Source organism: Leifsonia sp. KNZ13-11D (assembly GCF_056754895.1).
Genome location: NZ_JBPGWU010000001.1, coordinates 1,294,574 through 1,306,038, shown reverse-complemented (window position 1 = coordinate 1,306,038; position 11,465 = coordinate 1,294,574). Strand labels below are relative to the sequence as shown.

Annotated in this window: 13 protein-coding genes and 1 tRNA gene; 5 read left to right on the top strand and 9 right to left on the bottom strand. The window is 71.1% G+C overall.

The window, feature by feature from the left end; translation table 11 throughout:
• Positions 1-109 precede the first annotated feature (109 nt).
• The 3 genes from ACR9Y5_RS06590 to rlmC all read left to right on the top strand — a co-directional run bounded on the left by ACR9Y5_RS06590 (position 110) and on the right by rlmC (position 2,004).
• Positions 110-727 carry an iron ABC transporter ATP-binding protein gene (locus ACR9Y5_RS06590; RefSeq protein WP_481297212.1) on the top strand — a complete coding sequence of 206 codons (618 nt, stop codon included), beginning with the start codon at positions 110-112 and terminating at the stop codon, positions 725-727.
• Between the two features lie 59 nt (positions 728-786).
• Positions 787-862: transfer RNA gene (locus tag ACR9Y5_RS06585), tRNA-Arg, on the top strand.
• Positions 863-876: 14 nt separating this feature from the next.
• A complete protein-coding gene (rlmC, locus tag ACR9Y5_RS06580; RefSeq protein ID WP_481297211.1) occupies positions 877-2,004 on the top strand; it encodes a 23S rRNA (uracil(747)-C(5))-methyltransferase RlmC in 1,128 nt (375 codons plus the stop codon).
• A gap of 97 nt (positions 2,005-2,101) precedes the next feature.
• On the opposite strand, the gene ACR9Y5_RS06575 is transcribed toward rlmC, so the two are convergent.
• The 6 genes from ACR9Y5_RS06575 to ACR9Y5_RS06550 all read right to left on the bottom strand — a co-directional run bounded on the left by ACR9Y5_RS06575 (position 2,102) and on the right by ACR9Y5_RS06550 (position 6,174).
• Positions 2,102-2,914, bottom strand: a complete 813-nt coding sequence (locus ACR9Y5_RS06575; protein WP_481297210.1) for an ABC transporter permease — start codon at positions 2,912-2,914, stop codon at positions 2,102-2,104.
• On the bottom strand, positions 2,911-3,783 hold the full coding sequence (locus ACR9Y5_RS06570; RefSeq protein ID WP_481297209.1) for an ABC transporter ATP-binding protein: 873 nt from the start codon (positions 3,781-3,783) through the stop codon (positions 2,911-2,913). Before ACR9Y5_RS06570 ends, ACR9Y5_RS06575 begins: the two co-directional genes overlap by 4 nt.
• Positions 3,784-3,882: 99 nt before the next feature.
• Positions 3,883-4,392, bottom strand: coding sequence for a peptide-methionine (S)-S-oxide reductase MsrA (gene msrA / locus ACR9Y5_RS06565; protein ID WP_481297208.1), 510 nt, complete (start codon positions 4,390-4,392; stop codon positions 3,883-3,885).
• A 24-nt stretch (positions 4,393-4,416) separates the two neighbouring features.
• On the bottom strand, positions 4,417-4,863 hold the full coding sequence (gene msrB, locus ACR9Y5_RS06560) for a peptide-methionine (R)-S-oxide reductase MsrB (protein ID WP_481297207.1): 447 nt from the start codon (positions 4,861-4,863) through the stop codon (positions 4,417-4,419).
• 246 nt (positions 4,864-5,109) lie between these two features.
• Positions 5,110-5,295, bottom strand: a complete 186-nt coding sequence (locus tag ACR9Y5_RS06555) for a hypothetical protein (protein ID WP_481297206.1) — start codon at positions 5,293-5,295, stop codon at positions 5,110-5,112.
• 51 nt (positions 5,296-5,346) lie between these two features.
• Positions 5,347-6,174, bottom strand: coding sequence for a type IV toxin-antitoxin system AbiEi family antitoxin domain-containing protein (locus ACR9Y5_RS06550; protein ID WP_481297205.1), 828 nt, complete (start codon positions 6,172-6,174; stop codon positions 5,347-5,349).
• Positions 6,175-7,057: 883 nt separating this feature from the next.
• Here ACR9Y5_RS06550 and ACR9Y5_RS06545 point away from each other — a divergent pair.
• Entirely contained in the window at positions 7,058-7,783 is a 726-nt protein-coding gene (locus ACR9Y5_RS06545; RefSeq protein ID WP_481297204.1) for an alpha/beta fold hydrolase, read from the top strand.
• Between the two features lie 28 nt (positions 7,784-7,811).
• Here the strand turns inward: ACR9Y5_RS06545 and ACR9Y5_RS06540 are convergent, their stop codons facing one another.
• Complete coding sequence (locus tag ACR9Y5_RS06540; protein WP_481297203.1) at positions 7,812-8,270, bottom strand: hypothetical protein; 459 nt, start codon at positions 8,268-8,270, stop codon at positions 7,812-7,814.
• Positions 8,267-9,631, bottom strand: coding sequence for a mechanosensitive ion channel family protein (locus tag ACR9Y5_RS06535; protein WP_481297202.1), 1,365 nt, complete (start codon positions 9,629-9,631; stop codon positions 8,267-8,269). Before ACR9Y5_RS06535 ends, ACR9Y5_RS06540 begins: the two co-directional genes overlap by 4 nt.
• A 141-nt stretch (positions 9,632-9,772) precedes the next feature.
• Here ACR9Y5_RS06535 and ACR9Y5_RS06530 point away from each other — a divergent pair, with 141 nt between their 5' ends.
• A complete protein-coding gene (locus ACR9Y5_RS06530) occupies positions 9,773-10,768 on the top strand; it encodes an SDR family oxidoreductase (RefSeq protein ID WP_481297201.1) in 996 nt (331 codons plus the stop codon).
• A gap of 19 nt (positions 10,769-10,787) precedes the next feature.
• Here ACR9Y5_RS06530 and ACR9Y5_RS06525 read toward each other — a convergent pair whose 3' ends face one another.
• The gene (locus tag ACR9Y5_RS06525; protein ID WP_481297200.1) at positions 10,788-11,360 is read right to left on the bottom strand and encodes a COG4315 family predicted lipoprotein; all 573 of its coding nucleotides are present in this window, start codon (positions 11,358-11,360) and stop codon (positions 10,788-10,790) included.
• Between the last annotated feature and the right edge of the window lie 105 nt (positions 11,361-11,465).

Sequence of the window (11,465 nt, the reverse complement as noted above, 5' to 3'; positions counted from 1 at the left end):
GGGCATGGCTCACCCCCGTGCGGGGGTTGCCTGTGCCTCGGTTGATATAGGGTCGTCGCGGACGCGCGCTCCCGCACCGCGCGCGCCGAGCAGAGAGACGACACGCAGCATGCCATCCACCACCCGCCGCTCCGCCCTCCTCACCGCCACGACCGCGCTCGGCCTGGTCGCCGCGCTCGCACTGACCGGGTGCTCGCCGTCCGCGAAGCCCGCCGCCTCGCCGAGCGGCTCAGCGGCCGCGGGCGGCGTGTCGTCCAGCGCGGTCGCGACACCGGCGCCGACCCCGTCCGACCCGCCGACGCCGGTGGGGCTGACCTGCGACCAGGTGCTGACCGCCGACCAGCTGTACGCCGTCAACCCGAACTACGGCACCGACCCCGGGTACGCGCCCAAGGACGGATCGCTCGAGAAGAAGATCACGGACTGGCAGGGCGTCGCGTGCGCCTGGCTCAACCAGACGAGCGGCGACGTCATCGAGGTCGCGGTCGCGAAGCCGCCGGCCAGCCAGCTGGAGGGCCTGAAGAACGCGGCCATCACGGACGCGAAGCCGGTGCCGACCTACGGCGTGCCGCCGACGGTCGAGGGGTACTTCAAGCCCGGCACCTCGGGCCAGGTGCAGGTGTTCCGGGGCAGCTACTGGATCGTCGCCGAGTCGCCCGCGTTCTTCGAGCCCGGCGACGCGGCACCGCTCATGGAGAGCGTGCTGGGGAACATCCCGGCATCCTGAGCGCGGCCGCGGGATGTCACAAGCCCGCCCGCGGGATGCTAGCCTGGTTCGGCACCCTGGCCCCCATAGCTCAGGGGATAGAGCGTCTGCCTCCGGAGCAGAAGGCCGTAGGTTCAAATCCTACTGGGGGCACCACTGATCGAGATCCCATGGACTGTTCCTACTTCGACGCCGGCGTGTGCCGCTCGTGCACCCTCATGGGCGTGCCCTATGCGGAGCAGCTGGAGGGCAAGGAGCGTCTCGCCCGGGAGCTGCTCGCGCCGTTCGGCGATCCGGTCTGGCTCCCTGCGGTGGCGAGCGCCGAATCCGGCTACCGGAACAAGGCGAAGATGGTCGTGGGCGGCACGATCGAGGCGCCGACGATCGGCATCCTCGACGAAGCAGGACGCGGCGTCGACCTCCGGGAGTGCGGCATCTGCGCCCCCGGCATCCGGGCGGCCCTGCCGGTGCTCGCCCGATTCGTCTCGCGGCAGCGGCTGGAGCCGTACCGCGTGCCGGAGCGCCGCGGCGAGCTCAAGTTCGTGCTGGTGACGGAGACGCCCGACGGCGAGCTGATGGTGCGATTCGTCGCGCGGTCGGAGCAGACGGTCGCGCGCGTCCGGGCCGGACTCGGGTGGCTGCAGGCGCAGCTGCCGCAGGCTCGGGTCGTGACCGTCAACCTCCAGCCGGAGCACAAGGCCGTCGTCGAAGGCGACACCGACGTGGTGCTCACGCGGGAGTCGGCGCTGTCGATGCGGCTGGGCGACGTGTCGCTGCGGCTGCGGCCGCAGAGCTTCTTCCAGACCAACACGGCCGTCGCCAGGGAGCTGTACGCGCAGGTCGCATCCTGGGTGGACGACGTCTCCCCCGCATCCGTGTGGGACCTGTACTGCGGCGTCGGCGGCTTCGCGCTGCACGTCGCGGCGCCCGGCCGCCGGGTCGTCGGCGTCGAGACCAGCCGGGAGGCGGTGCGCAGCGCCCGGGCGAGCGCTGCGGCCGCGGGACTGCCGCAGGTCGCGTTCCGCGCGGGCGACGCGACGGCCTTCGCCCTGAACGCAGCGACGGCTCCGGAGCTCGTGATCGTGAACCCGCCACGGCGCGGCGTCGGCGCCGAACTCGCCGGCTGGCTCGAGGGGTCGGGCGTGCCGAGCGTCGTCTACTCCAGCTGCAACCCCAAGAGCCTCGCGCACGATCTGGCCAGGATGCCGTCGTACAGCGTCCGCGCCGGACGCGTGCTCGACATGTTCCCGCAGACCGGTCACATGGAGGTCGCGGTGCTGCTGGAGCGGACGGCGTAGCGGTACCGCGGAGCGGGCGGCGGAGCGGTGCCGCGTGGCGCGGGGCGGAGCGGTACCGCGGAGCGGGCGGCGGAGCGGTGCGGTGCGGGCGGAGCGCTCAGGAGTCGCGGCGGATCCAGCGGAACGTGATGCGGCAGGCGATCAGGCCGCCGACGAGCCACACCAGCAGAACCAGCGCGATCCAGCCCAGCTCCCAGCTGCCGTTGGGCTCCTGGGCGACGAAGTCCGACGGCAGGAAGACGCTGCGCAGGCCCTGTGCGATCCACTTCAGCGGGAAGACGGAGGCCACGTTCTGCAACCAGGCGGGAAGGACGTTGAAGGGGATGTAGACACCCGAGATGAACTGCAGGATCAGGACGATGGGGATCACGACGGCGGTCGCGCTCCTCCCCGTGCGCGGGACGGCCGACAGCGCGATGCCGAGCACCGCGGAGGTGATGATGCTCAGCGCGTAGATCCACGCGAAGCGGAGCCACAGCTCGGGCTCGGTCGGCAGCGCCACGTCGAACGCGACACGGGCGACGACCAGAAGCAGCGCGATCTGCAGGACGCTCGTCGCGACGACCTGCCCCATCTTGCCCAGGAAGTACGAGAACACCGGGAGCGGTGTCCCGCCCAGCCGTTTCAGCGTCCCGTCGCTGCGCTCCCCCGCGATGTCCACGGCGAGGTTCTGCACACCGGAGAGCAGGATCCCGGCTGCGATCATGCCGGGGAGGTAGTAGGCGGCGCGGGTGATCCCTCCGCTGCCGTCCGGTGCGGCGCCGACGTTGCCGAGTCCCTGGAACGCGACGGAGAAGATCCCGAGCATCACGACCGGGAACAGGAAGGTGAAGAAGATGGTGTCGCCCTGCCGGAAGTACATCATCGTCTCGTAGCGGGCGCGCTCCACTCCGAGGCCGATCGCGGTCATCGCGACACCTCCGCGGCCTCGTTCGCCCGGTGCACCAGGTCGAAGTAGATGTCCTCGAGGTTCGGGCGCACCACCTCCAGCGCGGCCGGCTCACCGCCGGCCTCGGCGGCGAGACGCGCGACGACCGACGCGGGGTTCTCGGTGCGCTCGCTCCGCTCCGCCCCGGACGCGTCGCGCCAGCGGACGATGGGGATGCGGGCGGACGGGCCGCCCAGTTCGTCGATTGCGCCCATGGCGATCAGCCGGCCCTGCGCGATCACGGCGGCACGATCGCTGAGTTGCGCCGCCTCGTCGAGGTAGTGGGTGGTGAGCAGGATGGTGGTGCCCTGGCGTTTCAGGGAGCGGATGAGCTCCCAGAACTGCCGTCTGGCCTCGGGGTCGAATCCGGTGGTCGGCTCGTCGAGGAACAGCACCTCCGGCCGGCCGATCACCCCGAGCGCCACATCCAGCCGCCGGCGCTGGCCGCCGGACAGGTTGCGAACGCGCGTGCGGGCCTTCTCGGTGAGGCCGACGGCCGCGATGACCTCGTCGACGTCACGTCGCGCCGGATAGAAGCGGGCGAAGTGCGTCAGTTGTTCTCGGACGGTGACGTTCGGAGCTTCGGCGCTGGTCTGCAGGACGATCCCCAGCCGCGCTTTCCAGGCGGTGCCCCCGGACGCAGGGTCGACACCGAGGACGGTCACCTGCCCTGCGGTGCGGTGGCGGTAGCCCTCGAGGATCTCGATCGTCGTGCTCTTGCCGGCGCCGTTCGGCCCGAGCAGCGCGAACGTCTCACCGGACGCGATGTCGAAGTCCACGCCGCGCACGGCGCTGACCGCCCCGTAGGACTTGGCCAGGCCGCGGACCACCACCGCGCTGTCGCTGCTCACGGGGTCAGTATGGCAAACGCCGGTCGCGGGTGACGATGGCGCGTGACTGCGGCGTCGCCGCGGGGCCGGCATGCGGCCCCGCGGCTCGGCGTCTTCGGGTCAGCTCGCGGCGGCCTCGCGCTTCGGGAGCTTCCAGCCCGGGCGCACGAAGTGGCAGGTGTACCCCCACGGGATGCGCTCGAGGTAGTCCTGGTGCTCCGGCTCGGCCTCCCAGAACGGACCGGCCGCGGTCACCTCGGTGACGACCTTGCCGGGCCAGAGACCGGAGGCGTCGACGTCGGCGATGGTGTCCTCGGCGACGCGGCGCTGCTCGTCGTCCACGTAGAAGATCGCGGAGCGGTAGCTGGTGCCGATGTCGTTGCCCTGCCGGTTCTTCGTCGACGGGTCGTGGATCTGGAAGAAGAACTCGAGCAGGTCGCGGTAGCTGGTGCGCTCCGGGTCGTACTCGATCTCGATCGCCTCGGCGTGGGTGCCGTGGTTGCGGTAGGTGGCGTTGGGGACGTCTCCGCCCGTGTAGCCCACACGCGTGCTCACCACGCCGGGGAGCTTGCGGATCAGGTCCTGCATTCCCCAGAAACAGCCTCCTGCGAGGATGGCCTTCTGCGTCATGGTGTTACTCCTTCGTTCGGTTCGTCACTTGCTGAAAAGGTGTGCGTACTGGCCGTACCCGGCGGACTCCAGCTCGGCGAGCGGCACGAACCGCATGGCCGCGGAGTTGATGCAGTAGCGCAGGCCGCCGGCCTCGGCGGGCCCGTCGTCGAACAGGTGGCCGAGGTGGCTGTCGCCGTGGGCGGAGCGGACCTCGGTCCGGACCATCCCGTAGGTGCGGTCGGTCTTCTCGACGATGTTGGCGGGCTCGACCGGCACGGTGAAGCTCGGCCAGCCGGAACGGCTGTCGTACTTGTTCACGGACGCGAAGAGCGGCTCGCCCGACACGATGTCGACGTACAGGCCCTCCTCGTGGTTGTTCCAGAACTCGTTGCGGAACGCCGGCTCGGTCGCGGCCTCCTGCGTCACCGCGTACTGCTGCGGCGTCAGCTTCGAGACGGCCTCCGGGCTCTTGCGGTAGTCCTGTGTCACGTTTCCTCCTCGTGCGGCGCGCTGGCTGCGACGCCGTCAGTAGGTGGAACACCGGTGGGGGTCGGGATGGTCCCGGGGTTCCTGTGAGTTCGCCGAGTGCCGGAGGGTACGAACCACACCGAGCGCGGAACCATCGCGCGCGGAACCTCCGAGCGCAGAACGGTCGGGTGCGGAACGGCCGGGTGCGGAACGGCCGAGTGCGGAACGGTCTGGCTATGGGCAACCGCCACGCGCGAGGGCCGATGTTCAGTCCCGCGGCGCCCGCGTGCCGAAGAACACCGCCACCGCGACGACGAGCACTCCCGCCGCGATCACCAGCAGCGGCACCCACGATGGCAGCGCCACCATTGCAACCGTGTCGTTGCACTCCTGCCCGTCCGGCGGAGCCGTAGCGCACGAGGCGCTGGCGAGCCGGACGAGCACGCTCACCATCCCGCCACCGGCCGTGCAGCGTGCGTCGCGCCGCCCCTCCCCCGCATGGCGTCACGCTACCGCAGTCGGGCCCAGCTGTGAGCGGATGGATGCGAGGACGGTCGGCCAGTCCTCCAGAACCTGGACGGCGGAGACCCGGAGGCGGGCGGAGCCGAGACGCGCGAGCGTCGCATCCCGAGCCCGGTCACGCTCGAACGACTGCCTGTCGGCGTGGAACGCGAACCCGTCGATCTCGAGGAAGAGCACCCCGTCCACCCGCATATCGACGCGGCCGACGCCGGGGACGTGCACCTGCTGCTCCACGACGTGGCCGAGAGCGTGCAGCCGCTGCCGCACGAGGGATTCCACGCCCGACTCCGAGCCCGGCCGGGCGAGCGCGGCGAGACTCGTCACCCTCGCCGGCTGACCGTCCAGGATCCGCGGAATCGCCAGCGGCGTCGTCAGCCCGGCTGAGATGGCCGTGTCGAAGACCGCCACGGCCGTCTCGCGGTCTGCGCAGCGCGCGACGGAACGCAGGCAATCGGCCAGGGTGACCCGCCACAGTTGCTCGTCGTGCTCAGTCGGGAGCCAGTGCCGCACCGCGGCGACGGCCGGACCCGCCCGGACGTGAGGTGGATGCTGCAGATGCAGCCGCGTGTCGGTGCCCGACCAGAGACCGTAGGTGCGGGCCGCCGAGACGCAGGAGAGTCGCCCGCGCGCGTTGACCGCGGCCACCGCCAGAGGCGGCGCGGACGGTGCGGCGTAGATGCCCTTGCGGAGGCGCCGAAGCCGGCCGTCGGCGACGGCGGCTGCGAGCTCTGGGGCGGATGCGCCTGCGGCCCGCAACTGGTGAGTGGTGGCGATACCGCCGAGGCGTTGGAGCAGGTGTTCATCGATCATGGGTTCAGCCTCGCGGGCGCCTCGGCGGCGCGGCGCTCGGAAAGCGAATCTGTGGAGAACCGGTCGAGGGCGGGGGCTGTGGAACGGCGGAAAAAAGTGCCCAAATCTCCGACGCAACGCTCTGCGGATGGAGATCCGCGCCGAAATGCCGAGGATCTCCGACGATGGGAGGCAGAACTCCGACGATGCGCGATGCCGGCGAGCAAAGTGCACGACGGACGGAGGTTTGCGGCGATCGGGGCCAGATCTCCGACGATGGGAGGCAGAACTCCGAGGAGCGCGATGCCGGCCGGGACAGCGCGCGAACGACGGAGGGTTCCGGCGAACGGGGCGAAATCTCCGACGATGGGAGGCAGAACTCCGAGGAGCGCGATGCCGGCCGGGACAGCGCGCGAACGACGGAGGGTTCCGGCGAACGGGGCGAAATCTCCGACGATGGGAGGCAGAACTCCGACGATGCGCGATGCCGGCCGGGACAGCGCGCGAACGACGGAGGGTTCCGGCGAACGGGGCGAAATCTCCGACGATGGGAGGCAGAACTCCGACGATGCGCGATGCCGGCCGGGACAGCGCGCGAACGACGGAGGGTTCCGGCGAACGGGGCGAAATCTCCGACGATGGGAGGCAGAACTCCGACGATTCGCGATGCCGGCCGGGACAACGCGCGGACGACGGAGGGTTCCGGCGAACGGGGCGAAATCTCCGACGAGCGGGGCCAGATCTCCGACGATGGGTGGCAGAACTCCGACGATGCGCCGCGCCCGGCAGTGGAAGCGCGCGCCGCGCGCCCGCGGGGGTAGACGCACCAGCGGGGCGGCCCCTAGCCTGGCGGCGTTCCCGGAGAGTCATCGCACCCGTTCACAGCACCGAACGAAGGAGCGCCATGCCGAACCCCACCATCGTCCTCGTCCACGGAGCCTGGGCCGACGCGTCCAGCTGGAACCCCGTCATCACCGATCTGCGCGACCGCGGCTTCGACGTGCTCGCGCCACCGAACCTGCTCCGCGGCGCGGCGGGCGACAGCGCCTACGTCGCCTCCTTCGTCGCACAGCGCACCCAGGGGCCGGTGATCCTCGTCGGCCACTCGTACGGCGGTGCGGTGATCAGCGCCGCAGGGCTGAACGGCGGGGACGTGCGCGCCCTCGTCTACATCGACGCGTTCCTGCCCGACGAGGGTGAGACCGTGGTCGGGCTGCTCGGCGGCTCCGGCTCGGCGCTCGACGTGCCCGACCCCACCGCGGTGCTCGACATCGTGGGCTACCCCGGTGCTCCGGAGGGGGATGCGGATGCCTACCTGAAGCCGTCGACCGTCCATCAGTTCTTCGCGCAGGACCTGGCCGAGGAGGCGCGCGACCAGATCGCGGCGGGCCAGCGGCCCATCGCACTGGCGGCGAATACGTCGCCGGCGCCGGTCCCGGCGTGGCAGAGCCGCCCGGTGTGGGCGGTGGTCGGGACGGAGGACCGGATCATCCCGCCGGCCCTGCAGCGCCGGATGGCCGAACGCGCGGACGCCACGATCGTGGAGACGCCCTCCAGCCATGTGTCCATGCTCTCGGCACCGGACGTGGCGACGGGCGCGATCGTCGCGGCGGCCGAATCCCTCTCCTGACCGGCACGACGACCAGGCCGGCGGCCGGTCAGGGCCGCGCTTCGTGACCCGGCTCGCCGTGGGTGCGCCGCTCCTCCTTCATCTCGGCCTCGAAGAGGTGGCGGCGGCCAGCGGCGAGCTCGTCGCGGGCGGTGCGCTCCAGGTCGCGGAACAGGGCGTAGTACCCGTCGTCGTAGTCCTCGACGATCTGGAAGGTCCAGCGTCCCTCGATCACGTTGCGACCGAGCAGTTCGCGGTCGATGCGGTCGGCGAGGTCGGCGTGGCCTGCCTCGCGCAGCTTGTCGACCGCGTCGCCGAGGGTCAGGTCGGCCTTGCCGGTGAGGCGGTGGAAGCCGTAGAGCAGCCCGCGCGCGTGCTCGACCACCTCCAGCGCTTCGGACAGCGTGCCGAGCGCGTCGACGGTCGCATCGTCGAGGCCGTCGGGACGCGTGTGCTGCTCGTCGGGCCCGTCGGCACGGGCTTCGCGGGACTCGCCGGACTCGGTCATCGGTTCTCCTTCGCTGCGGGTGCCGGCGTCGCCGCCGCGGGTATCCCTGTCGTCGGTACCCCTGTCGTCGGTACCCCTGTCGCCGGTGTCCCTGTCGTCGGTGTCCCTGTCGCGGGTGTCCCTGTCATCGGTGTCGGCGCAGTGGCAGCCGGTGCCGTTCCGGATGCCGGCTCCGCCGCAACCGGCGCCCCGTCCGGCTCCCGGATCACGGGGATCGCGTCCGTGAACTGCTGCGCCCGCTGCTCGCCCTCCGGCGAGCCGCTGAACAGCCGGCCCTCCTCCTCCGTGCGGACCCGCGGTGGCCGCTCATTCGGCACCGGCTCCTCGGTCAGCTCGATGCGCTGGCGCGGGAGGGAGAGCGGCGAGTAGCGCTGCATCCAGTCGATCAGGCGTTCGCGCACCAGGCAGCGCAGGTCGAACAGCGTCGGCGCGTCTTTCGCCGTGACGAGCACGCGGACGCGCACCCAGCCGCCGACGGCGTCGGTGACCTGGAGGACGCCGGTGCGGTGGTCCCACAGGTCGGTGGTCGCGAGGATGCGGTTCAGCTCGGCGCGCATCCCGCCGGTGGAGACGCGCCAGTCGAGGTCGAACTCGACGGAGCCGAGCAGCTCGCTGTGCTGACGGGTCCAGTTCTCGAACGGCTTGGTCGTGAAGTAGGTGGACGGGAGCACCAGTCGGCGGTCGTCCCAGACGTGCACGACCACGTAGGTGAGCGTGATCTCCTCGATGGTGCCCCACTGCTGCTCGACGACCACCACGTCGTCGATGCGGATGGCGTCGGAGAACGCGAGCTGGATGCCGGCGAACAGGTTCGCCAGGCTGGATTGGGCCGCGACACCGGCGATGATGCCGACGACCCCGGCGGACGCGAGCAGGCTGGCTCCCGCCGCCTGCAGCGCGGGGAACGTGAGCAGCACGGCGCCGAGCCCGATGACGACCGCCGCGACCACGGTGAGACGGCGCAGGATGAGCACCTGCGTCCGCACGCGTCGTGCGTAGCGGTTGTCGGGGACGTCGAGCCGGTACCGGGCGAGGCCCAGGTCTTCGACGAAGATCACGAGCGATGCGGCGAACCACACTCCGGTGGCGATGGCGAGGATCAGGAACGTGTGCCGGATGCCGTCGCGCCACGCCGAAGTGGTCTCCGGCGGCAGGCTGACGGCGACGGCGATCCAGAGAACGATCACCAGGAGGAACAGCCGGAACGGGATGCGCGCGCGCCGGATGAGCACGGCCGGCCACTGCTGGCGCCGTCCGATGAGCCGCAGGATCAGGGCGAGGACGGCCGTGACGACCACCGCGACGATCACGGCGAGCAGGCAGGCGACGGCCAGGCCGGGCCAGGTGCGCAGGGCGGACACGGGTGGGCGGGCTCCTCACGGTCGGGATTCGCGATGCAGTGTACGCGCAGCATCCCCTGCTGCCCGAGCTCGCGGGCACCCCGAACCGGGACTAGCCTGTGCAGTCGGGGCAGGTCCCGACCGAGCGCGTAAGGAGCGGGAATGGCAGCGACACGGACACTCTTCATCGGCGGGACGGGTGTGATCAGCTCGGCGTGCGTCGTGGAGGCGCTCGAGCAGGGTCACGAGGTCACGGTGGTGAACCGGGGCAACAGCTCCACGCGTCCGCTCCCCGACGGCGTGGAGGTGCTGCACGCCGATGTCCGCGACCCCGAGAGCGTGCACCGCGTGCTCGGCGAGCGCAGCTTCGACGTCGCCGCCGAGTTCCTCGCGTTCACTCCCGACCATGTCCGGACCGACTTCGACCTCTTCGAAGGGCGCGTCGGGCAGTTCGTGTTCATCAGCTCGGCGTCGGCGTACCAGAAGCCGCCGGCGCGGGTGCCGGTGACCGAGTCCACCCCGCTGCGCAACCCGTTCTGGCAGTACTCCCGCGACAAGATCGCGTGCGAGGACCTGCTCGTGGAGGCGTACCGGGATCGCGGCTTCCCCGTCACGATCGTGCGGCCGTCGCACACGTACGACCGCACCATGATCCCGACGAGCGGGAATTGGACCGACCTGGAGCGGATGCGCCGCGGCGCGCCGGTCGTGGTGCACGGCGACGGCACGAGCCGCTGGACGATCACGCACAGCACCGACTTCGCGGTCGGCTTCGTGGGGCTGCTGGGCCTGCCGGAGGCCGTGGGCGACACCTTCCACATCACGGGCGACGAGGCTCCGACGTGGAACCAGATCTACTGCGACCTCGCGGAGGCGCTCGGCGTCGAGGCGGAGCTGGTGCACGTGGCCAGCGAGACGATCGCGCGCGTGATCCCGGAGGTCGGTCCCGGTCTCGTGGGCGACAAAGCCCACTCGATGCACTTCGACAACAGCAAGGTGAAGGCGCTCGTGCCCCGCTTCCAGGCCAGGGTGCCGTTCGCGCGCGGGGCCGGCGAGATCGTGGACTGGTTCCTCGAGGACGCCGACCGCCAGCGCGTCGACCCCGACCTGGATGCGGCGTTCGACCGGCTGGTGGAGCACGCCCGCGCGTTCGGCTGAGCCGCCGCGCGGGCGGGCGTCACTTCGTGTAGCCGCCGCTGCCGGACGTGGAGGACGGTGACGAGGAGGACGACGTGATCTTCGTGCCGTCCGGCGCCACCGCCCACCAGATTCCGCCGAGGCCCTGACCGGTCACGTCTCCCGCGGAGGAGTCGCCGGCGAAGGTGTACAGCGGCCAGCCGTCGAGCGTGACCTGCTTCTTGCCGTCGACGCCCGTGATGGTGCCGACTGTGCCGGTGACCCCGGACACGGTCGGGTGGTCGCTGCTGGTCTCGATCGCGGGCCACTGCGCGGCGCACGCGCCGGTGCAGACGCTCTTGCCCGAGTTCGCGGTGTCCTTGTCGAAGACGTAGGCGGTGAGGCCGGTCCCGTCGACGACCACGGTGCCCAGCGTCGTCGTGCCGGTCTTGAGCGCGGTGGACCCGGCAGCCGAACCGGAGGCGCTCGAAGTGGATGACGACGACGAGCCGGAACCGCTGGGCGGGGCGTACGTCCCTCCCCCGGCGGACGAGCAGGCGGCGAGCGCGAGGAGGACGGCGGCCGCTCCGGCGGCCAGTGCGCCGAGGCGCGAGGGTGAAACGGTGCTTCTCATGATGGATGTTCCCTTCCACCTGGTGCACGCTGCCCACGGTGCCGGAGGTTCATCGTCTGAGAGAAAAGACAGGCCGATCGGGGAGACAAGAGCTTTACTATAAAG

Coding starts and splice junctions, on each gene's coding strand:
- ACR9Y5_RS06590 (WP_481297212.1), top strand. CDS start 110: ATGCCATCCACCACCCGCCGCTCCGCCCTCCTCACCGCCACGACCGCG.
- rlmC (WP_481297211.1), top strand. CDS start 877: ATGGACTGTTCCTACTTCGACGCCGGCGTGTGCCGCTCGTGCACCCTC.
- ACR9Y5_RS06575 (WP_481297210.1), bottom strand. CDS start 2,914: ATGACCGCGATCGGCCTCGGAGTGGAGCGCGCCCGCTACGAGACGATG.
- msrA (WP_481297208.1), bottom strand. CDS start 4,392: ATGACGCAGAAGGCCATCCTCGCAGGAGGCTGTTTCTGGGGAATGCAG.
- ACR9Y5_RS06555 (WP_481297206.1), bottom strand. CDS start 5,295: ATGGTGAGCGTGCTCGTCCGGCTCGCCAGCGCCTCGTGCGCTACGGCT.
- ACR9Y5_RS06550 (WP_481297205.1), bottom strand. CDS start 6,174: ATGATCGATGAACACCTGCTCCAACGCCTCGGCGGTATCGCCACCACT.
- ACR9Y5_RS06545 (WP_481297204.1), top strand. CDS start 7,058: ATGCCGAACCCCACCATCGTCCTCGTCCACGGAGCCTGGGCCGACGCG.
- ACR9Y5_RS06540 (WP_481297203.1), bottom strand. CDS start 8,270: ATGACCGAGTCCGGCGAGTCCCGCGAAGCCCGTGCCGACGGGCCCGAC.
- ACR9Y5_RS06530 (WP_481297201.1), top strand. CDS start 9,773: ATGGCAGCGACACGGACACTCTTCATCGGCGGGACGGGTGTGATCAGC.
- ACR9Y5_RS06525 (WP_481297200.1), bottom strand. CDS start 11,360: ATGAGAAGCACCGTTTCACCCTCGCGCCTCGGCGCACTGGCCGCCGGA.